This is a genomic window from Salmonella sp. A7, from assembly GCF_020181675.1.
Classification (GTDB): domain Bacteria; phylum Pseudomonadota; class Gammaproteobacteria; order Enterobacterales; family Enterobacteriaceae; genus Salmonella; species Salmonella enterica.
The window spans coordinates 815,794-840,811 of sequence record NZ_CP084001.1; the positions used below are offsets into that span (position 1 = coordinate 815,794).

At 51.1% G+C, this 25,018-nt stretch carries 24 protein-coding genes, 1 tRNA gene and 1 pseudogene; 21 read left to right on the plus strand and 5 right to left on the minus strand.

Features of this window, described 5'->3' with window-relative positions:
• Positions 1-255: 255 nt before the first annotated feature.
• Entirely contained in the window at positions 256-1,149 is an 894-nt protein-coding gene (locus LCS67_RS03925; protein WP_000819367.1) for a transporter, read from the plus strand.
• Positions 1,150-1,196: 47 nt separating this feature from the next.
• Here the strand turns inward: LCS67_RS03925 and bglA are convergent, their stop codons facing one another.
• Positions 1,197-2,630 carry a 6-phospho-beta-glucosidase BglA gene (gene bglA / locus LCS67_RS03930; protein WP_001230152.1) on the minus strand — a complete coding sequence of 478 codons (1,434 nt, stop codon included), beginning with the start codon at positions 2,628-2,630 and terminating at the stop codon, positions 1,197-1,199.
• A gap of 158 nt (positions 2,631-2,788) precedes the next feature.
• On the opposite strand from bglA, the gene yqfB reads away from it, so the two are divergent.
• Both yqfB and trhA read left to right on the plus strand, forming a co-directional pair.
• Positions 2,789-3,100, plus strand: a complete 312-nt coding sequence (yqfB, locus tag LCS67_RS03935) for a N(4)-acetylcytidine aminohydrolase (RefSeq protein WP_001182976.1) — start codon at positions 2,789-2,791, stop codon at positions 3,098-3,100.
• Positions 3,101-3,263: 163 nt separating this feature from the next.
• Complete coding sequence (gene trhA, locus LCS67_RS03940) at positions 3,264-3,923, plus strand: PAQR family membrane homeostasis protein TrhA (protein WP_000250289.1); 660 nt, start codon at positions 3,264-3,266, stop codon at positions 3,921-3,923.
• Positions 3,924-4,038: 115 nt separating this feature from the next.
• Here the strand turns inward: trhA and ygfZ are convergent, their stop codons facing one another.
• Complete coding sequence (gene ygfZ / locus LCS67_RS03945; RefSeq protein WP_000874170.1) at positions 4,039-5,019, minus strand: tRNA-modifying protein YgfZ; 981 nt, start codon at positions 5,017-5,019, stop codon at positions 4,039-4,041.
• A gap of 249 nt (positions 5,020-5,268) precedes the next feature.
• On the opposite strand from ygfZ, the gene sdhE reads away from it, so the two are divergent.
• Positions 5,269-5,535 carry an FAD assembly factor SdhE gene (sdhE, locus tag LCS67_RS03950; protein WP_000351186.1) on the plus strand — a complete coding sequence of 89 codons (267 nt, stop codon included), beginning with the start codon at positions 5,269-5,271 and terminating at the stop codon, positions 5,533-5,535.
• Entirely contained in the window at positions 5,516-5,929 is a 414-nt protein-coding gene (locus LCS67_RS03955) for a protein YgfX (protein WP_000244757.1), read from the plus strand. The genes sdhE and LCS67_RS03955 overlap by 20 nt, the downstream gene beginning before the upstream one ends.
• Positions 5,930-5,981: 52 nt before the next feature.
• Here the strand turns inward: LCS67_RS03955 and fldB are convergent, their stop codons facing one another.
• Positions 5,982-6,503 (minus strand): flavodoxin FldB, encoded by a 522-nt coding sequence (gene fldB / locus LCS67_RS03960; protein WP_001055885.1) that lies wholly within the window; start codon positions 6,501-6,503, stop codon positions 5,982-5,984.
• Positions 6,504-6,615: 112 nt separating this feature from the next.
• Here fldB and xerD point away from each other — a divergent pair, with 112 nt between their 5' ends.
• From xerD to lysS, 5 genes are all read left to right on the plus strand, one after another.
• Positions 6,616-7,512 (plus strand): site-specific tyrosine recombinase XerD, encoded by an 897-nt coding sequence (xerD, locus tag LCS67_RS03965; RefSeq protein WP_000434302.1) that lies wholly within the window; start codon positions 6,616-6,618, stop codon positions 7,510-7,512.
• Between the two features lie 23 nt (positions 7,513-7,535).
• Positions 7,536-8,249, plus strand: a complete 714-nt coding sequence (gene dsbC / locus LCS67_RS03970; RefSeq protein WP_000745614.1) for a bifunctional protein-disulfide isomerase/oxidoreductase DsbC — start codon at positions 7,536-7,538, stop codon at positions 8,247-8,249.
• A 5-nt stretch (positions 8,250-8,254) separates the two neighbouring features.
• Positions 8,255-9,988: a single-stranded-DNA-specific exonuclease RecJ gene (gene recJ / locus LCS67_RS03975; RefSeq protein WP_000813394.1), complete on the plus strand. Its 1,734-nt coding sequence runs from the start codon at positions 8,255-8,257 to the stop codon at positions 9,986-9,988.
• Between the two features lie 104 nt (positions 9,989-10,092).
• A protein-coding gene (gene prfB, locus LCS67_RS03980; RefSeq protein ID WP_010989230.1) for a peptide chain release factor 2 occupies positions 10,093-11,191 on the plus strand; the annotation gives its coding sequence in 2 pieces (ribosomal slippage) (positions 10,093-10,167 and positions 10,169-11,191; 1,098 coding nt in all).
• 9 nt (positions 11,192-11,200) lie between these two features.
• The gene (gene lysS, locus LCS67_RS03985) at positions 11,201-12,718 is read left to right on the plus strand and encodes a lysine--tRNA ligase (protein ID WP_000003339.1); all 1,518 of its coding nucleotides are present in this window, start codon (positions 11,201-11,203) and stop codon (positions 12,716-12,718) included.
• A 75-nt stretch (positions 12,719-12,793) separates the two neighbouring features.
• On the opposite strand, the gene idi is transcribed toward lysS, so the two are convergent.
• Positions 12,794-13,339 carry an isopentenyl-diphosphate Delta-isomerase gene (gene idi / locus LCS67_RS03990; protein ID WP_000133994.1) on the minus strand — a complete coding sequence of 182 codons (546 nt, stop codon included), beginning with the start codon at positions 13,337-13,339 and terminating at the stop codon, positions 12,794-12,796.
• A gap of 264 nt (positions 13,340-13,603) precedes the next feature.
• Between idi and actS the strand changes: the two genes are divergently transcribed.
• Together actS and LCS67_RS04000 are read left to right on the plus strand one after the other, a co-directional pair.
• Entirely contained in the window at positions 13,604-14,362 is a 759-nt protein-coding gene (actS, locus tag LCS67_RS03995) for an amidase activator ActS (protein ID WP_000244328.1), read from the plus strand.
• Positions 14,363-14,441: 79 nt separating this feature from the next.
• Positions 14,442-14,515, plus strand: a tRNA-Gly gene (locus LCS67_RS04000).
• Positions 14,516-14,638: 123 nt separating this feature from the next.
• Here the strand turns inward: LCS67_RS04000 and LCS67_RS04005 are convergent.
• On the minus strand, positions 14,639-15,445 hold the full coding sequence (locus LCS67_RS04005; protein ID WP_001635492.1) for a DUF1460 domain-containing protein: 807 nt from the start codon (positions 15,443-15,445) through the stop codon (positions 14,639-14,641).
• A 190-nt stretch (positions 15,446-15,635) separates the two neighbouring features.
• Here LCS67_RS04005 and vapC point away from each other — a divergent pair.
• From vapC to LCS67_RS04050, 9 genes and pseudogenes are all read left to right on the plus strand, one after another.
• A pseudogene (gene vapC, locus LCS67_RS04010) lies at positions 15,636-15,806 on the plus strand (tRNA(fMet)-specific endonuclease VapC); the annotation flags it as partial.
• 803 nt (positions 15,807-16,609) lie between these two features.
• Complete coding sequence (locus LCS67_RS04015; protein WP_001038499.1) at positions 16,610-17,146, plus strand: STM3031 family outer membrane protein; 537 nt, start codon at positions 16,610-16,612, stop codon at positions 17,144-17,146.
• A 46-nt stretch (positions 17,147-17,192) separates the two neighbouring features.
• Positions 17,193-17,825, plus strand: a complete 633-nt coding sequence (locus LCS67_RS04020) for a YfdX family protein (protein ID WP_000835269.1) — start codon at positions 17,193-17,195, stop codon at positions 17,823-17,825.
• 718 nt (positions 17,826-18,543) lie between these two features.
• Positions 18,544-19,131, plus strand: a complete 588-nt coding sequence (locus LCS67_RS04025; protein ID WP_001244645.1) for a fimbrial protein — start codon at positions 18,544-18,546, stop codon at positions 19,129-19,131.
• A gap of 119 nt (positions 19,132-19,250) precedes the next feature.
• Positions 19,251-21,740 carry a fimbrial outer membrane usher protein StdB gene (stdB, locus tag LCS67_RS04030; RefSeq protein ID WP_000705498.1) on the plus strand — a complete coding sequence of 830 codons (2,490 nt, stop codon included), beginning with the start codon at positions 19,251-19,253 and terminating at the stop codon, positions 21,738-21,740.
• A 40-nt stretch (positions 21,741-21,780) separates the two neighbouring features.
• Positions 21,781-22,524, plus strand: a complete 744-nt coding sequence (gene stdC, locus LCS67_RS04035) for a fimbrial biogenesis chaperone StdC (protein WP_000798491.1) — start codon at positions 21,781-21,783, stop codon at positions 22,522-22,524.
• Positions 22,521-23,603 carry a fimbrial protein gene (locus LCS67_RS04040; RefSeq protein ID WP_000147767.1) on the plus strand — a complete coding sequence of 361 codons (1,083 nt, stop codon included), beginning with the start codon at positions 22,521-22,523 and terminating at the stop codon, positions 23,601-23,603. The genes stdC and LCS67_RS04040 overlap by 4 nt, the downstream gene beginning before the upstream one ends.
• A gap of 108 nt (positions 23,604-23,711) precedes the next feature.
• The gene (locus LCS67_RS04045; RefSeq protein ID WP_001613584.1) at positions 23,712-24,224 is read left to right on the plus strand and encodes a CaiF/GrlA family transcriptional regulator; all 513 of its coding nucleotides are present in this window, start codon (positions 23,712-23,714) and stop codon (positions 24,222-24,224) included.
• Positions 24,211-24,969 (plus strand): transcriptional regulator, encoded by a 759-nt coding sequence (locus tag LCS67_RS04050; RefSeq protein ID WP_000134782.1) that lies wholly within the window; start codon positions 24,211-24,213, stop codon positions 24,967-24,969. The genes LCS67_RS04045 and LCS67_RS04050 overlap by 14 nt, the downstream gene beginning before the upstream one ends.
• The last annotated feature ends 49 nt before the right edge of the window (positions 24,970-25,018 follow it).

A 25,018-nucleotide genomic window follows, 5' to 3' on the forward strand; every position in this document is an offset into this window, starting at 1 on the left:
CGGTTTTTTAGAGTCTAATGATTCATTGTGCATCATTTTTACCTTGCTGTTATTTAATCAAAATAACACGGTGTATTTACATGTGATTACAAATAGTTTCTCTCCGGAATCGTTATTTACCTCTCAATATAGTTACAAAAATTTCCGTATATTAAATTCATCAAGTTATTAATTTAAATTATAAATTAAAAATAACCATAAATAACGTAAATATTTATTAACTTAGTGCTTTGTTTTTTATACCTGGAGGGAATAATGAAACGATTTATATTTCTGCCATTAATGACATATTTTATATTAATGAATGCAATGGCAGCTGACGGAGAAAATAATCCCAGTAATCTATTAGGTGCACCTGTTAATACCGCTATTTCTGGTGGTTCAGTATTGCCGGAAGGAAAGTTATTAACCGCCGTGAATAGCTCATTTCGCGATAAAGATCATCAAATCGAGGGGCACGGAAGTCCGGATGTTTACTCCCAGATATGGTTATTGAAGATTCGTTACGGTTTGACCGACAGACTGGAATTATCAACTGTGGGTTCCTATATCAATAACAAACGAGACAATCTGTCTCCTGAGCACATAGAGGGAATGGGCGACCAATCGGTGGGGGTCAATTATGCTTTAATGAGCCAGCGAAGAGGTGATCCGTTTTGGGTTACGGTAGGTGGGGCATTATTACTACCCACCGGGCAAGATGGAGATAATCATTTGCCTGGGAATAGCGCCTGGGGAGGAAGAGTAACACTCACTTTAACAAAATTATTTACTCCTAACATTAAAGGGGATATGGGTTTTGTATATCAGGGACCATTTGAGCGCGGTAACCAGGACGTGAAACGAGGTAACGAATTCCAGTGGAATACCCAGGTGCGGTATATGTTTAGCGATTTACCGCTGGATCTTGGTCTGGAAAGTGCCTACAGCAATAATGCCTCTGGAACGAAAAAACTGTCTAATGGCAGCGTAATTAATAACCATTCTGGAACTACCGAATGGGTTGTTGGTCCGTCATTTAATATTGCCGTTGATTCACTGAAATTATGGTTTGGTGCCGGAGCCTTCTTCCCGGTAATGCAGGAAGCGAAGTCGCCAACCAAAATGGAAGATGTACGCTGGGAATTTAAAATAGGTAAGACCTGGTAAGACTCGTTCAAAGTGTTACCCGCCGACTGGCGGGTAACGTGCAGGAGTTAAAGCTTCTCGCCGTTGCTGGCAATCACCTCTTTGTACCAGTTGAAGCTCTTCTTACGCGAACGCGACATATCGCCCGTACCGTCATCGTGCTTGTTCACGTAGATGAAGCCGTAGCGCTTGCTGTACTGCCCGGTGGTGAACGACACGCAGTCGATGCAGCCCCACGGCGTGTAGCCCATCAGGTCGACACCATCGTAAGTCACCGCTTTTTTCATCTCTTCAATATGGGCGCGCAGGTAGTCAATGCGATAGTCGTCGTTGATGCTGCCATCTTCTTCTACTTTGTCGTAAGCACCAAAACCGTTTTCGACAATAAACAGCGGCTTTTGATAGCGTTCGTACAGTTCACACAATGAATAACGCAGGCCCACCGGGTCAATCTGCCAGCCCCAGTCAGATGCTTTAACATAGGGGTTCGGTACGCTGCCTTCAAAACCGGAAATCGCATCGCCGCTACCGCCTTCGGCTTTGACCGCGTTGGTCATGTAATAACTGAAACCAAGATAATCGCAGGTTCCTTCGCGCAGCACTTCAAGATCGCCATCTTCTATTTTGATGTTAAATCCGCGGCGCTCCCACTCGTTCAACACATAGGACGGGTAATAGCCGCGCAGCTGCACATCGGTAAAGACGTAGCGTTCACGCATCGACTCCTGAGCAAACATCACATCTTCTGGTTTACAGGAGAAAGGATACAGCGCGACCATCGCCAGCATACAGCCAACTTTCATCTGTGGATTAATACGACGTGCCGCTTTCACCGCCAGGGCGCTGGCGACAAACTGATGATGTAAGACCTGATACATGGTTTCTTCTGGATTCTCATGCTCGGTATACACCACGCCGGAACAGCAGTAGCCAAACAGCGGCGCGCGCCAGTTTCGCTGGTTGTTAATTTCGTTGAAGGTCATCCAGTATTTGACCTTATGCTTGTAGCGTTCAAACACGACTTCAGCAAAACGGACAAAGAAATCAACGACTTTACGATTGGTCCAGCCGCCGTAGTGCTGGACCAGATGTAACGGCATTTCAAAGTGGGAAAGGGTGATGACCGGTTCGATGTTGTATTTGAGCAATTCATCAAACATGTCGTCGTAGAATTTCAGACCGGCCTCGTTTGGCTGGGATTCGTCGCCATTCGGGAAGATACGCGTCCAGGCAATAGAGGTACGGAAGCATTTGAACCCCATTTCGGCGAAAAGACGGATGTCTTCTTTGTAATGTCCGTAAAAATCCACCGCCTCGTGGTTCGGATAGTATTTGCCAGCAACGACATTCTGGGTAATTTCGCGTGGCACGCCGTGTGCGCCGCCGGTTAGCACGTCGCAGATGCTGGGGCCTTTACCGCCTTTATTCCAGCCGCCTTCAACCTGGTGTGCAGCAACCGCGCCGCCCCATAAAAAATCTTTTGGCAAGGTGAGTTTTCTCATTGTTGCATAATCTCAATTTATTTAGTCTGTTATCATTCATTCTGCACCAAATGACATGTAAAGCGTACGCAAAATTCCAGGATGCTCGCGTGTCGGGGCAGGAACATATTCAGATCGTAGCATTCACTTCAAGAGGCCATATTCAGGGGGATAACCACATGCAGCCAAACGACATTACTTTCTTTCAACGTTTCCAGAATGACATTCTGGCAGGGCGTAAAACCATCACTATTCGTGATGCCTCCGAGTCCCACTTTAAAGCAGGCGATGTGCTACGCGTGGGACGGTTCGAAGATGATGGCTATTTTTGCACAATCGAAGTGACAGGAACGTCAACTGTGACGCTGGATACGCTGAACGAAAAACATGCGCAACAGGAAAATATGTCGCTTGATGAGCTGAAACGGGTCATTGCTGAAATCTATCCCAACCAGACGCAATTTTATGTGATTGATTTTAAATGTCTTTGATAAATATGAACGCGTGTTAGTTGAGTTTTTGTAATTAACTTCTTGAATAAGAAAGAAAATTTAATTTTGCGAATTTATTTTAGCTAACATGTGTTCACTGGAACCATTCTCAGTTACGCTAGAGGCGCAGTTCATCGTTATGAACGTTTCTCCGGAGTAAGTTATGGTGCAAAAACCATTAATGACGCAGGGATATTCGCTGGCTGAGGAAATCGCCAACAGTATTAGCCACGGCATTGGATTGGTATTTGGTATTGTCGGCCTGGTGCTGTTGTTGGTTCAGGCGGTAGAGGCGAATGCGGGTATGACGGCTATCGCCAGCTACAGTTTATATGGCGGGAGCATGATCCTGCTTTTTCTTGCTTCAACGCTTTATCATGCCATTCCTCATCAGCGGGCAAAAATCTGGTTAAAGAAATTTGATCACTGCGCTATCTATCTGCTCATTGCCGGAACCTATACGCCATTTCTGCTGGTAGGTCTGGATTCGCCGCTGGCGCGCGGACTAATGATTGTGATCTGGAGCCTGGCGCTATTCGGTATCCTCTTCAAGTTGACGATTGCGCACCGATTTAAAGTGCTTTCACTGGTTACGTATCTGGCAATGGGCTGGCTGTCGCTGATAGTGGTTTATCAGTTGGCGATTAAGCTGGCGATAGGCGGCGTGACGCTGCTGGCGGTAGGTGGCGTCGTTTACTCGCTGGGCGTAATTTTCTATGTTTGCAAACGCATACCTTATAACCACGCCATCTGGCATGGCTTTGTGCTGGGTGGCAGCGTGTGCCACTTCCTGGCCATCTATTTGTATGTGGGACAGGCGTAATTCCCGGATGCCCGTGCCGGATGGCGGCGCTGTCGCACCTTATCCGGCCTACGAGAATAGCACGTGCGAGCCTGATGGCGTTGCGCTATCAGGCTATCCGGCTTTTAACGTGATATCACTCTTCCAGCGAGTAGGGCAGCGGGACGATATGCAGGGTGTTGGCATCGTCGCGAACGCGGAAGACGCTTTCGGCTTCTAAATCGTTATTCATGACGGCCTGAACCAGTAACTGACCATCGTCCAACTGCGTCGCCGCCAGAATAGCGCCGGTACGACGCCAGTTCTCGCCCATCTGTAGCTCCAGATCTTCTCCTGCTTCCGGTACCCGGCTGGCTTTGCCCGCCAGCAACCAAAGCGCGCGTTTATTGGCGCCGCGGAATTTTGCCCGTGCGACCATCTCTTGCCCGGTGTAGCAGCCTTTCTTGAAGCTGATGCCGCCCAGCGCCTGTAGGTTAGTCGCCTGGGGGATAAACTGACCGCTGTTCGCCGCGTCAATCACCGGAATGCCTGCTTCAATATCCAATGCCAGCCACTGTTGACTGTTATTCAGTTCGGCTTCGCCATGCAACTTCTCCGTTAACATGTTGGCCGTCGCGACATCAGTGACAAGCAGGAATCGTTCCGCAGGATGTTCAAACCATAGCAGCGTGGAGGCGCCGTCTCTGACCACCTGATTTTCACTATTGGGCAGTTCGCTAAAGACATTAGCCAGCGCCGCGCGGGCCTGAAAACCTGCCACGCCAAGCAATACGCGTTCGTCATCTGGCGCGATGACCACTTTGGAAAATACGGCGTACTTTTTCAGCTCCGTTAATTGCGCTTCACGCACGCTACGGCGTTCAATCCAGGCGAAACCGTCGCGCTCACGGAACAGGCGCAGAGTGCTCCACATCTTACCTTTAGCATCGCAGTGGGCGGCGAGAAGGTGTTGCTGTTCAGTCATCTGGCTTACGTCAGCGGTGACCTGGCCCTGAATATACTTTTCACTGTCTACGCCGGTGATGGACGACAGCGCCCAGTCGTCAAGCGCGATCAGCGTCAGCGGCAGGCGGGCTGACGATGAAGGATGACGTGGCGGAAAGGAGATAAAAGCCATAAATAATGTCCTGGTTAGCTGCAACAATAATGGTTAATGGTAAAAGAGCCATCGGTCATTGCAAGTGCTTTAAATAGCCCATTGAGAGCGGATTGATCGTTTTGCGAGGCGGTATCCAAAACGGATGAACGTATTGATTCCCAGCCTTTTATTTCGCGATCGCGTTCCAGATTACTGAGATTCCCGTAAAACAACGCCAAAAACACGTTACAATAGCCCGGTACTTCATTTTCGCGAGGCAGGAAGAACATGGATATTCACAATAAAGCACGTATTCACTGGGCATGTCGTCGCGGTATGCGCGAACTTGATATTTCCATCATGCCGTTTTTTGAACATGAGTACGATAGTTTAAGTGATGAAGAAAAGCGTATTTTTGTCCGTTTGTTGCAGAGTGATGACCCGGATTTATTTAACTGGTTAATGAATCACGGTAAACCGGCTGACGCTGAACTGGAACAGATGGTCCGACTCATTCAGACACGGAATCGGGAACGTGGTCCTGTGGCAATCTGATTTACGCGTCTCATGGCGCGCTCAGTGGATCTCATTGCTCATTCATGGGCTGGTTGCCGCGGTGATTTTATTGATGCCCTGGCCGCTGAGTTATACCCCGTTATGGATGATACTACTGTCGCTGGTCGTGTTTGACTGTGTACGTAGCCAGCGCAGGATTAATACCTGTCAGGGAGAGATCAAGCTACTCATGGACGGGCGCTTACGCTGGCAGGGGCAGGACTGGACGCTCTTGCGTCCGCCCTGGTTACTGAAGAGCGGGATGGTGTTGCGTTTACGCGCAGAGTCTGGACGTCATCAGCATTTATGGCTGGCGGCGGATAGCATGGAAGAAGCGGAATGGCGTGAGTTGCGTCGGATACTGTTACAGCAGCCGATATCGCGCCAACACTGACGGAACGGCGTAAACGCGGTTCCGTCGAGAGGGAAATACAGCGAGTAAGGTTTCAGGCGTAGTGTTCGGCCATTTCGCCGAGAATTTGTTCACACCAGGTCTGTATACGCTCATCGCTGAGATCGTACTGGTTCGTTTCATCCAGCGCCAGGCCGACAAACAGTTGCCCATCCGCAATGACCGGTTTATTGCTGGTAAATTCGTAGCCTTCTGTGGGCCAGTAGCCGACAAATTTAACGCCTTTGAGGGCAAGTTTGTCATGCAACATACCCAGCGCATCCAGGAACCACTCACCGTAGCCGAGCTGGTCGCCCATACCGTAAAGCGCAACGATTTTGCCTTCCAGATTGAGATCGTCCAGTTGCTCCCAGACGGCTTCCCAGTCCTCCTGAATTTCGCCAAAATCCCAGGTGGGAATGCCTAAAATGAGCACGTCGTACTGCTCCATTAAGGCGGGGGCGTCATCCTTAAGGTTATGTAATGTCACCAGCTCCGGGCCGAGGATATCGCGAATTTTCTCTGCGGCCATCTCGGTGTAGCACGTGCTGGAACCGTAAAAAAGACCCATGTTCATTACGTTACATCTCGATTCTGCTATAGCGTTGCGGGTAGTGTAACAGAATCGCTGCATTCACGGCACAATGAGGCATAATGCACCCAAAGTCAGCGTGAAGTGGGGAGCGCGAATGGAACAGGATTTAGCGCGTATTGAGCAGTTTCTGGATGCCCTGTGGCTGGAACGAAATCTGGCGGAAAATACATTAAGCGCGTATCGTCGCGATTTATCGATGGTCGTTGCGTGGTTGCATCATCGCGGAAAAACGCTTGCGACGGCGCAGGCTGATGATTTACAAACGCTGCTGGCTGAACGGGTGGAGGGCGGATACAAAGCGACCAGTTCCGCACGCCTGTTAAGCGCTATGCGGCGCTTTTTCCAGCATCTGTACCGTGAAAAGTATCGTGAGGATGATCCGAGCGCGCAGTTGGCCTCGCCTAAGCTTCCGCAGCGTTTACCGAAAGACCTTAGCGAGGCACAGGTTGAACGGCTCTTGCAGGCGCCGCTTATTGATCAACCTTTGGAGTTGCGCGATAAAGCTATGTTGGAAGTGCTGTATGCCACCGGTTTGCGCGTGTCGGAACTGGTGGGGCTGACAATGAGCGATATCAGTCTGCGGCAGGGCGTGGTGCGGGTTATCGGTAAAGGCAATAAAGAGCGGTTAGTGCCGTTAGGCGAAGAGGCGGTATATTGGCTGGAAACGTATCTGGAGCATGGGCGTCCCTGGTTACTCAATGGCGTATCGATTGACGTATTGTTCCCCAGCCAGCGTGCGCAGCAGATGACGCGGCAGACCTTCTGGCACCGTATTAAACATTATGCGGTACTGGCTGGAATCGATAGCGAAAAACTATCGCCGCATGTTTTACGTCACGCTTTCGCCACGCATTTGCTGAATCACGGCGCCGACTTGCGCGTTGTACAAATGCTACTTGGGCATAGCGATCTTTCGACGACACAAATTTATACGCATGTCGCAACGGAGCGTTTGCGTCAACTTCATCAACAGCACCATCCGCGGGCATGAGTGCTGACAGGAAAGGATAGTTTATGAAAAAGCGTTTTATGATGTTCACTTTACTGGCGGCGGCGTTTTCAGGCGTGGCCCATGCGGATGATGCGGCTATCCGTCAGTCGCTGGCTAAGCTGGGCGTTCAGAGTACGGAAATTCAGGCCTCGCCAGTGGCAGGAATGAAAACCGTCCTCACTCACAGCGGCGTACTGTACGTCACTGACGACGGCAAACATATTATTCAAGGGCCGATGTATGACGTGAGCGGCGCGCATCCGGTAAACGTGACGAACAAACTGCTGATGAGCCAGCTAAATGCGCTGGAAAAAGAGATGATCGTCTATAAAGCGCCGGATGAGAAACATGTCATTACTGTTTTTACCGATATCACCTGCGGCTATTGTCATAAGCTACATGAAGAGATGAAAGATTATAACGCGTTGGGGATCACGGTACGTTATCTGGCCTTCCCGCGCCAGGGGCTGGAAAGCCAGGCGGAGCAGGATATGAAATCTATCTGGTGCGCCAAAGACAAAAACAAAGCGTTTGATGACGCCATGGCAGGTAAGGGCGTGAAACCGGCAAGCTGTGACGTGAACATTGCTGATCATTATGCGTTGGGCGTGCAGTTGGGCGTTAGCGGTACGCCAGCCATTGTATTGAGTAACGGCTATGTGGTGCCTGGCTATCAGGGACCGAAAGAGATGAAAGCGTTTCTTGATGAGCATCAAAAACAGACCAGTGGTAAATAATACGCGTGAAACAACAGAGACAACTTCGTCGGCGTGAGGCTGATGAGACAGCGGAACTCCCCGCCGATCTTCCTCCATTACTACGACGTTTATATGCCAGCCGGGGCGTTCGTAGCGCCCGCGAACTGGAGCGCAGCGTGAAAGGAATGCTGCCCTGGCAACAGCTTAGCGGCATAGATAACGCGGTGGAGATCCTCTACAACGCCTTTCGCGAAGGTACCCGCATTATTGTTGTTGGCGATTTTGACGCCGACGGCGCGACCAGTACTGCGCTAAGCGTATTGGGAATGCGTGCGTTGGGATGTGACAACATCAGTTATCTGGTGCCTAATCGCTTTGAAGATGGCTACGGTTTAAGCCCGGAAGTGGTCGATCAGGCGAAGGCGCGCGGCGCGCAGCTTATCGTCACCGTAGACAACGGCATTTCATCCCACGCCGGCGTAGCGCATGCAAAGACGTTGGGGATTCCGGTGATCGTGACCGATCACCACCTGCCAGGCGACACGTTGCCGGATGCCGAAGCGATTATTAATCCTAATCTGCGCGACTGCGAATTCCCGTCTAAGTCGCTGGCGGGCGTCGGCGTGGCGTTTTACCTGATGCTGGCGTTGCGAACATTTTTGCGCGACAAAGGATGGTTCGACGAGCGCAACATCGCGCCGCCGAATCTGGCGGAGCTGCTGGATTTAGTGGCGTTGGGAACGGTAGCAGACGTTGTGCCGCTGGACGCTAACAACCGTATTCTGACCTGGCAAGGGCTAAGTCGTATTCGTGCCGGGAAATGCCGTCCGGGAATTAAAGCGTTGCTGGAGATATCGAATCGCGATCCGCAGCAGCTTGCCGCCAGTGATTTAGGCTTCGCGTTGGGGCCTCGCCTGAATGCCGCCGGCAGGCTGGATGATATGTCCGTTGGCGTGGCGTTACTGTTGTGCGACAACCTCGGCGAAGCGCGTGTTCTGGCCAGCGAGCTGGATGCGCTTAACCAGACGCGCAAAGAAATAGAGCAGGGGATGCAGGCGGAAGCGCTTATCCTGTGCGAAAAGCTTGAGCGCAGTAGTGAAACGCTTCCGGGCGGTCTGGCGATGTATCATCCTGAATGGCATCAGGGCGTGGTCGGAATTCTGGCGTCGCGCATTAAAGAGCGTTTTCACCGCCCGGTGATCGCCTTTGCGCCTGCGGGCGACGGCACGCTAAAAGGCTCAGGCCGTTCGATTCAGGGGTTGCATATGCGCGATGCGCTGGAAAGGCTGGATACGCTTTACCCTGATCTGATGATCAAGTTCGGCGGTCATGCGATGGCGGCGGGATTGTCGCTGGAAGAGCATAAATTCGAGCAGTTTCAGCAACGTTTTGGCGAGCTGGTAACGGAATGGCTCGATCCTGCCCTGTTGCAAGGCGAAGTGATCTCCGATGGTCCATTAAGCGCGGCGGAGATGTCTATGGAAGTGGCGCAACTGTTGCGGGATGCCGGACCGTGGGGGCAAATGTTCCCGGAACCGTTATTCGATGGTCGTTTCCGTCTGCTACAACAGCGTCTGGTGGGCGAGCGCCACCTCAAGGTGATGGTGGAGCCCGTCGGCGGCGGCCCGCTGTTGGATGGCATCGCATTTAATATTGATACGACCTGTTGGCCGGATAACGGCGTGCGGGAGGTAGAACTGGCTTATAAACTGGACATTAACGAGTTTCGCGGCAACCGTAGTTTACAGATTATTATCGATGATATTTGGCCGCTATGATCGGGGCGATTTAACAACACTTTCGCTGTAATTAAGGGGCGAAATCCGCTAATATTTCGCCCTTATAACCGCATTTTGACAAGTCAAATAAAAGAAATCAGACCATGTTTGAAATTAACCCGGTGAATAACCGCATTCAGGACCTCACGGAACGCACCAACGTTCTTAGGGGGTATCTTTGACTACGATGCTAAGAAAGAGCGTCTGGAAGAAGTAAACGCCGAGCTGGAACAGCCGGATGTCTGGAACGAACCTGAGCGCGCGCAGGCGCTGGGAAAAGAGCGTTCATCGCTCGAAGCGATCGTCGATACGCTTGATCAAATGACTCAGGGGCTGGACGACGTTTCCGGGCTGCTGGAACTGGCGGTAGAAGCTGACGACGAAGAGACGTTTAACGAAGCCGTCGCGGAGCTGAATACGCTGGAAGAGAAACTGGCGCAGTTGGAATTCCGCCGGATGTTCTCCGGCGAGTACGATAGCGCCGATTGCTATCTCGATATTCAGGCCGGTTCTGGTGGTACTGAAGCGCAGGACTGGGCCAGCATGTTGCTGCGTATGTATCTGCGTTGGGCGGAAGCGCGCGGCTTCAAGACGGAAGTCATTGAAGAGTCGGAAGGGGAAGTCGCCGGCATTAAGTCCGCGACTATCAAAATCTCCGGCGAATATGCCTATGGCTGGCTGCGCACTGAAACCGGCGTACATCGTCTGGTGCGTAAAAGCCCGTTTGACTCCGGCGGTCGCCGTCATACCTCGTTTAGCTCCGCGTTTGTGTACCCGGAAGTGGACGACGATATCGATATCGACATTAACCCGGCGGATCTGCGTATCGACGTCTATCGCGCGTCTGGCGCAGGCGGTCAGCACGTTAACCGTACTGAATCCGCAGTGCGTATCACCCATATTCCCACCGGGATTGTGACGCAGTGCCAGAACGACCGTTCGCAGCACAAAAACAAAGACCAGGCCATGAAGCAGATGAAAGCGAAGCTTTATGAACTGGAGATGCAGAAAAAGAACGCTGAAAAACAGGCGATGGAAGACACTAAGTCCGATATCGGCTGGGGAAGCCAGATTCGTTCCTATGTCCTGGACGATTCCCGCATTAAAGACCTGCGTACTGGGGTGGAAACCCGCAATACACAGGCGGTACTGGACGGTAGTCTGGATCAATTTATCGAAGCAAGTTTGAAAGCAGGGCTATGAGGAATCAACATGTCTGAACAAAACGCACAGGGCGCTGACGAGGTAGTCGATCTTAACAATGAAATGAAGGCACGTCGCGAGAAGCTGGCTGCACTGCGTGAGCAGGGTATCCCGTTCCCGAACGATTTCCGTCGTGACCGTACCTCAGACCAACTGCACGCAGAGTTTGACGCGAAAGAAGCTGAAGAACTGGAAGCGCTGAATATTGAAGTGTCCGTCGCGGGCCGTATGATGACTCGCCGTATTATGGGTAAAGCCTCTTTTGTTACCCTGCAAGACGTAGGCGGCCGCATTCAGCTGTATGTGGCGCGCGATGATCTGCCGGAAGGCGTTTACAACGAGCAGTTCAAGAAGTGGGATCTTGGCGATATCCTCGGCGCGAAAGGTAAGCTGTTCAAAACCAAAACCGGCGAGCTGTCTATCCACTGCACCGAACTGCGCCTGCTGACGAAAGCGCTGCGTCCGTTGCCGGATAAATTCCACGGCCTGCAGGACCAGGAAGCGCGCTATCGCCAGCGTTATCTGGATCTCATCTCTAACGATGAATCCCGTAACACCTTCAAAACCCGTTCGAAGATCCTGGCCGGTATTCGCCAGTTTATGGTTGCTCGCGGCTTTATGGAAGTCGAAACGCCGATGATGCAGGTGATCCCAGGCGGCGCGTCTGCCCGTCCGTTTATCACCCATCACAACGCGCTGGATCTGGACATGTACCTGCGTATCGCGCCGGAACTGTACCTCAAGCGTCTGGTGGTTGGCGGCTTCGAACGCGTATTCGAAATTAACCGTAACTTCCGTAACGAAGGCATCTCCGTGCGCCATAATCCTGAGTTCACCATGATGGAACTCTATATGGCGTATGCGGACTACAAAGACCTGATCGAACTGACGGAGTCTCTGTTCCGTACGCTGGCGCAGGATGTTCTGGGCACCACCCAGGTTCCGTACGGTGATGAAGTGTTTGACTTCGGTAAGCCGTTCGAAAAACTGACCATGCGTGAAGCGATCAAGAAATATCGTCCGGAAACGGATATGGCTGATCTGGACAACTTCGACTCCGCGAAGGCGATTGCTGAAAGCATCGGCATTCACGTCGAGAAGAGCTGGGGTCTGGGCCGTATCGTCACCGAGATCTTTGACGAAGTCGCTGAAGCGCATCTGATTCAGCCGACCTTCATCACCGAATATCCGGCTGAAGTGTCTCCGCTGGCGCGTCGTAATGATGTGAACCCGGAAATCACTGACCGCTTCGAGTTCTTTATCGGCGGTCGTGAAATCGGTAATGGCTTTAGCGAGTTGAACGATGCGGAAGACCAGGCGCAGCGTTTCCTGGATCAGGTTAATGCAAAAGCGGCAGGCGATGACGAAGCCATGTTCTACGACGAAGACTACGTGACGGCGCTGGAACACGGTTTACCGCCGACAGCGGGTCTGGGAATTGGTATCGACCGTATGGTGATGCTGTTTACTAACAGCCACACGATTCGCGACGTTATTCTGTTCCCGGCGATGCGTCCGGTGAAATAAGATGTAAATTGCCGGATGGGGCATTAGCCGCCATCCGGCATCTCTTCGTTCAGACGTAGCGCCATCAGGCAATCTTTAACGCTGGCAGTAATTGAGCAGTCGTTCACGCGCTTGTTCGTCTGACGCTTGCATGACCATCCACGGGCTAAATGCCCACGGCGTAGCGAGAAGGCTTTTCCATACGCTTTTAAATTCGCTCCACTGATAGTCCATCACCTCTTCGCTGTTAACCTGCAACACACTGGTTGCCCGCGCGGCAAATACCGGACAGACTTCATTTTCCACAATACCGTTTGGATCTGTCGCCCGATAGCTGAAGTGCGGATAGACGGGGGTGAGATCGGTAATTTCCACGCCGAGTTCGAACCGACAACGGCGGATGATCGCCTCTTCGGTGGTTTCGCCTTGTTGCGGATGACCGCAAACCGAATTCGTCCACACGCCTGGCCAGGCTTTTTTGCTCAGCGACCGTCGTGTTACCAGCAACTGACCATCTTCGTTAAATAGCCAGCAGGAGAAAGCCAGATGCAAAGGCGTATTAAGCGTATGAGCCGCATACTTTTCCAGTGTGCCGGAAGGCTTATCCTGCTCATCCAATAAAACGACATGTTCCTCAGTCATGAAAGCTCCTGAAAATTAAAATGGCCCGGCAGCATGGCCAGGCCATATACTCAGACGATCAGCGTAGCGCATAACAGAAAGAAAGGCATTACCAAAACAGGCCCTGACAGAACGCAGACGAGCGCCATTGCGCCGTGAGTCGATATTATGCTGGCATATCGGATATTCGCGGCATCATCATCCGCGCGGACCCTTTCCGGCGTCAATGGATTGGGCATACGGCATTTGGCTGCTATCATAAGGCGTCTGTCAATAGAGTGAGGAATGGTTTTGAGCGCAGGACGCCTGAACAAAAATAGCCTGGGTATTGCGGTGCTGTTATGCACAGGGCTGCTGCTGGCGGGGTGTTCCAGTAATTCCGGCTCAGGAACGTATTCCGGCTCCGTCTATACCGTTAAGCGCGGCGATACGTTGTATCGTATATCGCGCGCCACGGGAACCAGCGTGAAAGAACTGGCCCGACTGAATGGCATTTCTCCGCCTTATACTATTGAGGTGGGGCAGCGAATTAAAGTGCGCGGCAGTGCAAAGAGTAGCAGTTCAACACGCAAAACCAGCAATAAAACAGCAACAAAAACTGCCGCGGTCAGACCGTCATCTTCGGTGCCAAAATCCTCCTGGCCGCCGGTGGGGCAGCGCTGTTGGGTATGGCCTGCCAACGGTAAAGTGATTTTACCTTATTCCACCGCAGAGGGCGGAAATAAGGGCATCGATATTGCGGGCGCGCGCGGAACGCCTGTTTATGCGGCGGGAGCGGGTAAAGTTGTCTATGTCGGGAACCAGCTGCGCGGTTACGGCAATCTCATCATGATTAAGCACAATGAAGATTACATTACGGCTTACGCTCATAATGACACCATGCTGGTTAATAATGGGCAAAGCGTTAAAGCGGGGCAAAAAATCGCTACGATGGGCAGCACGGATGCCGCATCCGTAAGACTACACTTCCAGATTCGCTACCGGGCGACGGCCATCGATCCGCTGCGTTATCTGCCGCCGCAGGGGAGTAAACCGAAGTGCTGACGGTGAATTAATCGCCAGTCAGCCAGTAAGTCTCTTGCCAACCAGAACTTAAGGTTTATAATGCCTTACGCATCTCAAAGCGGGCGTAGTTCAATGGTAGAACGAGAGCTTCCCAAGCTCTATACGAGGGTTCGATTCCCTTCGCCCGCTCCAGACAAATATCTTCTAATATTTACTAACCCCACGAATTTACAGCAATTTTTCCTGTCGGCCCCACAGTGAACAGGGTTTCAATGCCTATGTCGGACGGCTCTGGCGACTCTGGTAATGACTTTATCATTCAGCCCGCAGTACAACGATGCCTGGTCTGGAATGCATGTATTCCATAAACGGTGTGTCCACCACTTTTCTGTTTGCGGCCAATGAGGAGGCGTTCCGAAACCACACCTGTTCATCATGGCGAACTACGATACCCACATGTGAAACGTCCAGCCCGTCAAGCGGGGAGTAGACACCGATATAGTCCCCATTTTTTAGGTGGTTCATGACCTGCTGGTTGATGGCTCTTCCGGGAATATAATTTATTTTACGAGGATGGATGCCCAGACCAGGAATGTACTCGCCGCCATCAGGTTTATGGTTAAGCTGCTTGTCAACAACGATATAATCAGGGCTGATATACGGCGTTACATCCCGTGCATTACGCGGTACTGCGGCGAACCAGTCAGAGAAGAAGTGCCGGCGGCTGAGATAAGCAACTTTGCCTGCGGCGTAGCGAGTCCTGGCAAGATTATGCAGAAACGATTTCTGATTATCGCTGCGGGCCAGGGCCTCAACGTAATCAGCCAGGGTAAAGCAGTCCACGCCGTTGAAATTCGCTACAAGGACTTCGGGTGTGCCGGGCCCACCGATGAGCGTATTTGCCTGATAAGGTGTTCCGAGAAAAGCAGACGATACGCGGCTGATAACTTCTCCATGGTTTTCGCCTTTATAAGGAATGACATCCGACTGGATAATCCGGCTTACTTTTTCTGCCGTAACGCTGTCCATGCTGGTCTGATATTTTTCTGTGCCAGGGACGGTACAGGCCGTCAGATGCGCCGACATAAGCAAAATTGTCCATGTATTTACCTTCATTATCATCTCCGGAAAGGTTCAAATCCCTTTTTTACCTTTACCGGAAATGGTTGTGATGGATACAGAAAAACGCCAGAGGTTGATTACAGGTTGAGTAATATGAACGCTGATGATGATAAATGTGAAGATCATCATACGACTTTATTCGCAGTTGTTTTTTGCCTGATCGTCAAAGCCAACATGCCCCTTCAGGCTGGCGATACATACCGGTCAAATCCGTGCCGAACTGGCCCGCAAGGGAACACCTGTCGGGCCTTATGACCAGATGATTGCTGGCCATGCCCGTAGCCGCGGACTGGTCGTCGTCACAAACAATCTCCGCGAGTTTGAACGCATTCCGGGTATCCGAATCGAAGACTGGTGCTAATTTCTGCATCAGATGTTATCCCCGGATTCAAACTCTTTTCCGGATTTAGTGGCACAGTCAGTTTGGTTACCTGCTTAATGGTGGTTTGCATCACATTTTTAGCTGGTGGTATTTTTTTATGTTGACTGGAGATACCTGCCAACAGCATAACTTTTACGGCCAGATAATAAATAAAAGAGTACCAAAATGTCGTATTCTGACATGTTTACGAAGGGAGTACCGCTCCCTTCTTTTTTTGTTTCCTGGATACTCACTGAACAATGCCGTTACTGCCCGATAACTGCCGCATCCCCTCTCCATAGCCGTTTCCTGCAACTAAGTCACAGACGTTGGTTTACCAGGCCGATATGACTTCTTTCCCGTTATATACCCTTCATACTTCAAGTGGCTTATGTGTTGACTACGGATTACTCGGCCCATCATGGGCCTCGCCCTGACGGGCCGTCGCACGCGACGTTCAAATCTGCTCCCGGCAGATTTGTCGCTCACCCCAGTCACAGAGTTATCTATGCTCCTGGGGACTCACTCCCTTGCCGCCTTTAAGCAACTCAAATTATTTTGGGTATATATCAGTGAACTTCTATTTTTGTCAGTTTTTATTTTTCAGTTTATTTATTATTAAATGCTGTTTCTGGCCTGGATATATTTTCGTGAATAGCCTCCCGACAGCCGCAGACAAAGATATTTGCTGGCGTAACAGCGCTCATAATTTAAAAGATTTATTTATAGTTTGTTATCACGGAAAGATTTTAACTTAATACATGCCAGTAAGGCATCAGGTAAAAATAACCGGAGAGAAGAAGATGAACAAAATGCTATTAGCCGGAAGTGCCGGTATTGTTCTGCTGTCTGCTGCAGCCAGTCCGGTATGGGCAGACGATAATGCCAGTACATTTTCACTTGGATACGCCCAGTCCCATACTAATCACGCCGGGACGTTGCGTGGGGTTCGGCTGGCAAACAACTATGAAATGTCACCGGACTGGGGGCTGACAACCTCATTTGCCTGGCTAAATGGAAGCCAGCGCTATTCCGATGAAAGCAGTAATGGTCGTGTAACAACCCGTTATTACTCCCTGCTTGCAGGCCCTTCATGGAAAATAAATAACCAGTTAAGCCTGTATAGTCAAGTGGGCCCCGTATTATTGCATCAGCGTGATCACGGAATAAATGAGTCTGACAGTAAGGTCGGATATGGTTATTCTGCAGGCGTGGCTTATACCCCGGTCAGTAATGTCGCTATAAATCTGGGTTATGAGGGTGCGGATTTTGATGCTACCCATAACAGCGGAAGCCTTAATAGCAACGGCTTTAATCTTGGCGTGGGTTACCGGTTCTGAATAGGATAATTCGATAAAAAATGTTACTTTGTGGAGATGATGGATTATGAAAAGCCATATTATGCCAGGCGTTGCGCTGATGGTTATCCTGTTTTCAGGAAATGTTATGGCCGCAACAAACATGACTGATAATGTTACTCTGAATAATGACAAGATATCCGGACAGGCCTGGCAGGCCATGCGTGATATCGGAATGTCGCGATTCGAGTTGTTTAATGGTCGAACCCAAAAGGCGGAACAACTGGCTGCGCAAGCAGAAAAACTCCTGAACGATGACAGCACTGACTGGAATCTGTATGTCAAATCAGATAAAAAAGCCCCAGTTGAAGGAGACCGCTATATTCGGATAAATTCATCGATTACGGTAGCCGAAGATTATCTCCCTGCGGGGCAGAAAAATGATGCTATTAATAAAGCAAACCAGAAAATGAAAGAAGGAGATAAAAAAGGGACTATAGAGGCCCTGAAACTAGCAGGCGTCAGTATGATTGAAAATCAGGAACTCATTCCTCTTCAGCAAACCCGTAAGGATGTGACCACAGCGCTTTCCTTGATGAACGAAGGAAAATACTATCAGGCAGGTCTGATACTAAAATCAGCTCAGGATGGCATAATTGTGGATTCTCAGTCAGTTCAGGAATTACCCACGGCCCCCGTGCAGCACGATTCCGCGCATTAATATCCCCCAGCCTGCTGTATATATTACAGCAGGCAGCATTATGTCTGACAGCTATTACCAGTTTGTTCTGTGCTGTCGGCATTGTTTTTAAATTTCATCCGTGAAGTTCAGTAATGTCAGGGTACCTGCATTCATATCTATTGTGATGCTCATCACAAATACAGAAGAATATCATTTCATTTATTATTTTTTATCCCTTCCGCTTATGATGGTTCATAATGATTTATTAAGTTAATGTTTTGGAATTAAATGCCTTTTACTTGCGTTATATCTAGTTTTTTATGCTACCAGTAGTTTCATTGTTATATATGGTTAGTATTATGTTTTGTAAATATCCAGTGTGATGGAAAAGCAAAACATACATTCCCGATAACATATTACAAAATATTTCATGTCCGCTGCGAATATCTGTCTGTTAGGTATTCATCCGCTTATAATTACATTAAAAAGTATTTCTTTGATGATTATTCTTAAATTACGATCATAATCATCGATCGTATCGATCTATTTTTATTGTTTTAATTTGAATAAGAATTTTCTTACAACTGATTAGGCATTAGCTGAAATCAATATTTTTCGATGGAAAGTTCAGGTGCTTCGTTTAACACCAGGCGTTTATTATTCATACGAATCTTTTCTGAACGCTTTCATTAATACCCTCAGATTTGTTTTCAGCCTTTGCAAAATAATTCTCATTCACCCAAAGGACATATTATCTATGCGTAATAAAATAATACTTGCCATGGCGGCTGCCGGTATGATGTATGGCGCTTCTGTATATGCAGTCGATCCACCAACAGCAGGCCCGTTCGGCTCAGGTAAAATTACCTTTACTGGCACCATCACCAACTCCCCCTGTGATATCGCACCGGGCGACGATGCGATCACCGTTCCGTTTGGACAGATTTCTTACCGTAAACTGAATACCGCCGACGCAACCACGGACTCAAAACCGTTCACCATTCATCTGCAGAACTGTGCTTTCGATCCGAATGATGCAGGTTCAAATCCTGCTGGCTCCGCAGGGAAAATGTCTAAAGTAACCGTCTCTTTCAGTGGCACAGCTGATACCTCAGGTAAAGCTTACGTCAGCACCGGCAGTGCCCAGCATGTTGGTGTGCAGCTTCTGAAAAGTGACAATACCTCACTGATTACACCCAATACCCCGATGCCGGATGGCGAAGCTCAGCAACTGCAAGCCGGGAATAACGAACTTAACTTCTTTGCCCGCCTGATAGCCCTGACAAATGCCGCAACTCCTGGCGATGTTAACGCATCTGTCACCTACACCCTGAAATACCTGTGATTTTACGCGGTAAATAACGACAGGGAGAAGCCGTCCACGGAGGGGTTCGGACGGCTTTTATATCTGACCATGCCTGCGGGCTGTCTGTTACACGGACGACAACACGAAAGCGCCATGCCATGAAAATTACCCGGCTTGCCATTCTGATTACCCTGACATTTTCCGTCCTGAAGTCGCAGGCCACGGAGTTCAATGCCAGCCTGCTGGACAGCGGGAACCTGTCCAACGTGGACCTCACGGCCTTCAGCCGCGAGGGGTATGTGGCGCCCGGTAACTATATTCTCGATATCTGGCTCAATGACCAGCCGGTACGGGAACAGTATCCGGTCAGAGTTGTACCGGTTGCCGGACGCGACGCGGCCGTCATCTGTGTGACAACAGACATGGTGGCCATGCTGGGTCTTAAGGATAAGATTATTCATGGCCTGAAACCCGTTACCGGTATCCCGGACGGGCAATGCCTTGAGCTGCGCTCCGCTGACAGTCAGGTACGGTACAGCGCTGAAAATCAGCGTCTGACCTTCATTATTCCCCAGGCCTGGATGCGATATCAGGACCCGGACTGGGTCCCCCCTTCACGCTGGAGCGACGGCGTCACCGCCGGCCTGCTCGATTACAGCCTGATGGCCAACCGCTATATGCCGCAGCAGGGGGAGACCTCTACCAGCTACAGCCTCTACGGCACCGCCGGGTTTAATCTCGGCGCCTGGCGGTTGCGGAGCGATTACCAGTACAGCCGTTTTGACAGTGGGCAGGGCGCATCACAGTCCGATTTTTATCTGCCGCAGACGTATCTGTTCCGTGCCCTGCCAGCACTGCGCTCAAAACTGACGCTCGGACAGACGTACCTCAGCTCCGCTATTTTTGATTCCTTCCGCTTTGCCGGGCTCACTTTGGCCAGCGATGAGCGCATGCTACCGCCCTCTCTTCAGGGGTATGCCCCGAAAATCAGCGGCATTGCGAACAGTAATGCACAGGTTACCGTCAGCCAGAATGGCCGCATTCTGTACCAGACCCGGGTGTCGCCGGGGCCTTTTGAGCTTCCCGACCTGAGCCAGAATATCAGCGGCAACCTGGATGTCAGCGTCCGGGAAAGCGACGGTAGCGTCCGGACATGGCAGGTCAACACGGCCAGCGTCCCCTTTATGGCACGCCAGGGACAGGTTCGCTATAAGGTGGCCGCCGGACGTCCGCTGTACGGCGGGACGCATAACAACAGCACGGTCAGCCCTGACTTTCTGCTCGGGGAGGCCACCTGGGGAGCATTTAACAACACGTCGCTGTATGGCGGCCTCATTGCCTCCACCGGCGACTACCAGTCCGCGGCGCTCGGGATCGGCCAGAATATGGGGCTGCTGGGCGCTCTGTCTGCGGACGTCACCCGCTCAGATGCACGGTTGCCGCACGGGCAGAAGCAGTCCGGTTACAGCTACCGTATCAACTATGCCAAAACGTTTGATAAAACCGGCAGTACCCTGGCGTTCGTCGGATACCGCTTCTCGGACCGCCATTTTCTGTCCATGCCGGAGTACCTGCAGCGTCGGGCCACCGACGGCGGCGATGCATGGCATGAAAAACAGAGCTACACCGTGACTTATAGCCAGTCCGTTCCGGTACTCAATATGAGCGCGGCCCTCTCGGTAAGCCGGCTCAATTACTGGAATGCGCAGTCCAACAATAACTACATGCTCAGCTTCAACAAAGTGTTCAGTCTCGGCGAGCTTCAGGGGCTCTCGGCCTCGGTGTCGTTTGCCCGTAACCAGTACACCGGCGGGGGGAGCCAGAACCAGGTCTACGCCACCATCAGTATCCCGTGGGGCGACAGCCGCCAGGTGAGCTACAGCGTGCAGAAGGATAACCGGGGTGGCCTGCAGCAGACCGTGAATTACAGCGATTTCCATAACCCGGACACCACATGGAACATCAGCGCTGGTCATAACCGCTATGACACTGGTAGTAACAGCAGCTTTAGCGGCAGTGTGCAGAGCCGTCTACCGTGGGGCCAGGCGGCAGCGGACGCCACCCTGCAGCCCGGACAGTACCGCAGCCTGGGCCTGAGCTGGTACGGCTCGGTGACCGCCACCGCCCACGGCGCCGCTTTCAGCCAGTCGATGGCCGGGAATGAGCCCCGCATGATGATAGATACCGGAGACGTGGCCGGTGTGCCGGTGAACGGCAACAGCGGGGTGACCAACCGCTTCGGGGTGGGCGTGGTGAGCGCCGGCAGCAGCTATCGCCGCAGCGATATTTCGGTTGATGTGGCCGCCCTGCCGGAGGACGTGGACGTCAGCAGCTCCGTCATCAGTCAGGTACTGACGGAAGGCGCGGTGGGCTACCGGAAGATTGACGCCAGCCAGGGGGAGCAGGTGCTCGGTCATATCCGGCTGGCTGATGGCGCCAGTCCGCCGTTTGGCGCCCTGGTGGTGTCCGGGAAAACCGGCAGAACCGCGGGGATGGTCGGAGATGGCGGTCTGGCCTACCTGACAGGTCTCAGCGGGGAAGACCGCCGGACCCTGAATGTGTCCTGGGATGGCCGGGTGCAGTGCAGACTCACCCTGCCGGAAACGGTGACACTCAGCTGGGGGCCGCTGTTACTGCCCTGCAGATAAAAATATCCCTGTCACAGAGCAGGACTAACGGAGAAAACAGGTGAAAAACAGCAGAAGAAGCCGTGTGATTTTACTCGCGCTGGCGGCAGCATGGAGCCAGTGCAGCCCGGCGGCCGTCAATGTCGACCGGACCCGTATTATCATGGATGCGCCGCAGAAAACGGTGGCCATCACGCTGAATAACGATGACAAAACCACGCCGTTCCTGGCGCAGTCCTGGGTGACGGATGCTGACGGGGTGAGAACCGATGCGCTGATGGCGCTGCCGCCGCTGCAGCGTATTGATGCCGGACAGAAATCCCAGGTCCGTATCACCCAGGTTCGTGGGCTGACAGATAAGCTCCCTCAGGACAGGGAAACGCTGTTCTGGTTTAACGTGCGGGGCGTTCCCCCGAAGCCGGAAGACGACAACGTCCTGCAGCTGGCCATGCAGAGCCAGCTGAAACTGTTTTACCGTCCGAAAGCCATTATCAGAAGCAGCAATGACCAGCCGGAAAGAAAGCTGACCGCTGAGCGGAATGCGGGACACCTGACCCTCAGAAACCCGACGCCGTACTACATCACTGTGGCGTGGCTGGGAGCAGACCGTAGCCACAGGCTCAGCGGTTTCCGCGAGGGCGTGATGGTGCCGCCCCTGGGGAGCCTGCCTTTAAAGGCTGTTCTGCCGGCAGAAACCCGGACGCTGTGGGTGGGGTATATTGATGATTACGGTGGACTGCAGATGAACCGCTACGCCTGCGATGCCCTGAACTGCGCGTTTAAGGACGCAGGGGCGACATCATGACAGGACGATTATTCAATATGAAATCACTGATACTGTCAGGTGTGTTTCTTTTCTTTGCTGTCTGTGATTCTGCGAGGGCAAACTATGACTGGTCAAAATGTGATGCCAATGGAAATGTAAATATTCAGAATATCAGTCTGAAGGGAGGACAATATTTACAAGGGCAGGAACTGCAGAAGATTACTGTTCCCATAAGTTATACCTGTACTACAACATGGAGCAGTTTTAATTCACTTGTTTACTCTACAGCAGTTTCGCTTTCCGATATGAGACAGGTAGCCACTGCGCTAAAAGATCGCGGTCTTGGAATGGATATCGTTGTTCAGGAAGGGAGCTTGACTCCCGTGACATTTACGTGGAGGGATATACAGGCAGGGTTTTCAGGCTGGTCCAGTTCAAAAGCATTCGGGCAACGTATGGAAGCGCAAAAAACATATAACCGGAGCGGAACGATTACAGTACATATTTTTGTCGAACAGGTTTTCAATAATAATTTTTTGGACATAAACATTCCGGGAAGTAAAATTAATATATATCCCTATAGCCCGTCACAACCCGGACTGTCTGTTGAACCACCGACTGTTCCATTCAGACCTTTAACTGTTTCTGCGTTTAATCTCAGGTTTATTCCTGACAACTCAGGCAAGGTTATTATCTCTCCTTCTAATACTATCAATATGGGGCGTTTTTATACGGAATATAAGGAAACCCTGGTGCCCAGGGAAGTACCTTTCACCGTTACAGCACAACAGAATGTCGGAACGCAGATCCCATTCGTCGCCCCACTGGCTATAGAGTTCAGGACCAACGGTCTGACACTGGCAGATGCTGACAGCACCGTGATTCTTAAGAATAATAAACAAGAAAACAATGGTTTCAGACTGTCGGTAATGGATGTGGATAATAACACACCAGTTAAATTTAATGTGAAAACAGATATGGGATCTATCCATCTTGATAACGGTGCCGGTGGCAGAATTATAAAACAGTATAAAGCAAAGGTCGAAGCTATACCCGGTGCGGTAATTAAAACAGGTGCTTTTTCAGCCGCAATGACAGTGATTGTTACTTACAATTAGCAGGATTAAATACCATTTCCTGATAGTTAATTAAAAAATAGCTATAAATTTATCTTTATGATTATTTTTTCTTCTCGGTCTTTTTCACTAAAAAAACGGAGAGTTTGCATGTCTTCTGATAAATCAAAAGGGAAGATAGTTTTTTCAGGTAACGATATTCATTATCCCGGACAGACCAACCATGATGCCTGTTTTATTCCGGTAAGTGTCCGCCAGTATGCCGGCGAGCCCCTGTATATCATCGTGGCACACTGGTGCCTGTTGCAGCAGAACTGGGTTCAGCGTAACCAGATAGCAGAGGCGTTTCACATCACGGCCAGACGGGCCAGCTACCTGATTGCCTATCTGCGAAGCAAAACATCGCGGGTGGTCAGCATCTGCCGTCACCAGACCCTGCCCAATAAAGCACGACGCTATGAGATTTATGTTATCCGGGTTCTTGACAGTCCCACCCCGTCCACGCGCCGTGAAAAAGCCGGACCGCCGCCGGTATCAAAACGCCGGGTCGGTAATGGTGACAGGTCGATGGCAAATGAACTGTGGAACCGGCTGTGCAGTAACAGAAATGCGGGGAAGATCCTGAAAAAGAAGGAGGATGAGGATGAGGATGACGGAACATAACCGGATACCGGCCCGGCAGATTATCGTTTACGGTGACTGCTGGCCGGTGACGATCGCCGTGGCACACCTGATCCGGAGATTTCTGCCGGGCTGCAACTGTGAAACCGCATACAGTCTGCCTGTTCTGTTGCAGCAATTACGTCGGAAACCGGAGGCCATACTGATACTGTGTCTGCGTCCCCGTGAACATCTCTTTTTGTTCTATTCCCTGAGACAGATACTGCCGGACTACCCGGTTATGATTATCAGCGATGAGCTGTTTTTCAGCGACCGGGTGGTACTGAAGGTATACGGCGGCATCCCGGCACTGCTGGAGCAGGAACTGGCGGAGATACTTATTCGGTGGCGGCGGGATGAACAGTGGGCCGGGGGGGCACGCCTGCGCAGGACAGGAGAGCTGGACGCCTTTTTGTTATCTCCGGCTCCGGTGACGGGCTTTCTGGAAGTGCCAGCGATATTTAACAATCCGAAGCGGTTGATGAACTATATGGACCAGTTGATGCACCGGGAGATACTGGCATGCGGAGTGAGCCTGGCCCAGTTACGCTTGCTTCAGGAAGTTTACCGTGGACGGGGAAGGTTGTCAGCGTTGTGTGGAAGGCTGAATACGCAGGAGAAGCAAATCTGGCAGGACAAATACCGGTTACTGGTGAAGCTGGGAATGCGGAACCGATTACGGGAACTGCTGTTTGGTACCCGGTTTTGTAAATCACTGCAGCGAACTCCGTTTATCGCTCCGCAATAACCCGCCTCCGGCGACCCTATCCAGAAACACTGACACTCCGGCTACACCC

Coding starts and splice junctions, on each gene's coding strand:
- LCS67_RS03925 (WP_000819367.1), top strand. CDS start 256: ATGAAACGATTTATATTTCTGCCATTAATGACATATTTTATATTAATG.
- bglA (WP_001230152.1), bottom strand. CDS start 2,630: ATGAGAAAACTCACCTTGCCAAAAGATTTTTTATGGGGCGGCGCGGTT.
- yqfB (WP_001182976.1), top strand. CDS start 2,789: ATGCAGCCAAACGACATTACTTTCTTTCAACGTTTCCAGAATGACATT.
- trhA (WP_000250289.1), top strand. CDS start 3,264: ATGGTGCAAAAACCATTAATGACGCAGGGATATTCGCTGGCTGAGGAA.
- ygfZ (WP_000874170.1), bottom strand. CDS start 5,019: ATGGCTTTTATCTCCTTTCCGCCACGTCATCCTTCATCGTCAGCCCGC.
- sdhE (WP_000351186.1), top strand. CDS start 5,269: ATGGATATTCACAATAAAGCACGTATTCACTGGGCATGTCGTCGCGGT.
- fldB (WP_001055885.1), bottom strand. CDS start 6,503: ATGAACATGGGTCTTTTTTACGGTTCCAGCACGTGCTACACCGAGATG.
- xerD (WP_000434302.1), top strand. CDS start 6,616: ATGGAACAGGATTTAGCGCGTATTGAGCAGTTTCTGGATGCCCTGTGG.
- dsbC (WP_000745614.1), top strand. CDS start 7,536: ATGAAAAAGCGTTTTATGATGTTCACTTTACTGGCGGCGGCGTTTTCA.
- lysS (WP_000003339.1), top strand. CDS start 11,201: ATGTCTGAACAAAACGCACAGGGCGCTGACGAGGTAGTCGATCTTAAC.
- idi (WP_000133994.1), bottom strand. CDS start 13,339: ATGACTGAGGAACATGTCGTTTTATTGGATGAGCAGGATAAGCCTTCC.
- actS (WP_000244328.1), top strand. CDS start 13,604: ATGGTTTTGAGCGCAGGACGCCTGAACAAAAATAGCCTGGGTATTGCG.
- LCS67_RS04005 (WP_001635492.1), bottom strand. CDS start 15,445: ATGATAATGAAGGTAAATACATGGACAATTTTGCTTATGTCGGCGCAT.
- LCS67_RS04015 (WP_001038499.1), top strand. CDS start 16,610: ATGAACAAAATGCTATTAGCCGGAAGTGCCGGTATTGTTCTGCTGTCT.
- LCS67_RS04020 (WP_000835269.1), top strand. CDS start 17,193: ATGAAAAGCCATATTATGCCAGGCGTTGCGCTGATGGTTATCCTGTTT.
- LCS67_RS04025 (WP_001244645.1), top strand. CDS start 18,544: ATGCGTAATAAAATAATACTTGCCATGGCGGCTGCCGGTATGATGTAT.
- stdB (WP_000705498.1), top strand. CDS start 19,251: ATGAAAATTACCCGGCTTGCCATTCTGATTACCCTGACATTTTCCGTC.
- LCS67_RS04040 (WP_000147767.1), top strand. CDS start 22,521: ATGACAGGACGATTATTCAATATGAAATCACTGATACTGTCAGGTGTG.
- LCS67_RS04045 (WP_001613584.1), top strand. CDS start 23,712: ATGTCTTCTGATAAATCAAAAGGGAAGATAGTTTTTTCAGGTAACGAT.
- LCS67_RS04050 (WP_000134782.1), top strand. CDS start 24,211: ATGACGGAACATAACCGGATACCGGCCCGGCAGATTATCGTTTACGGT.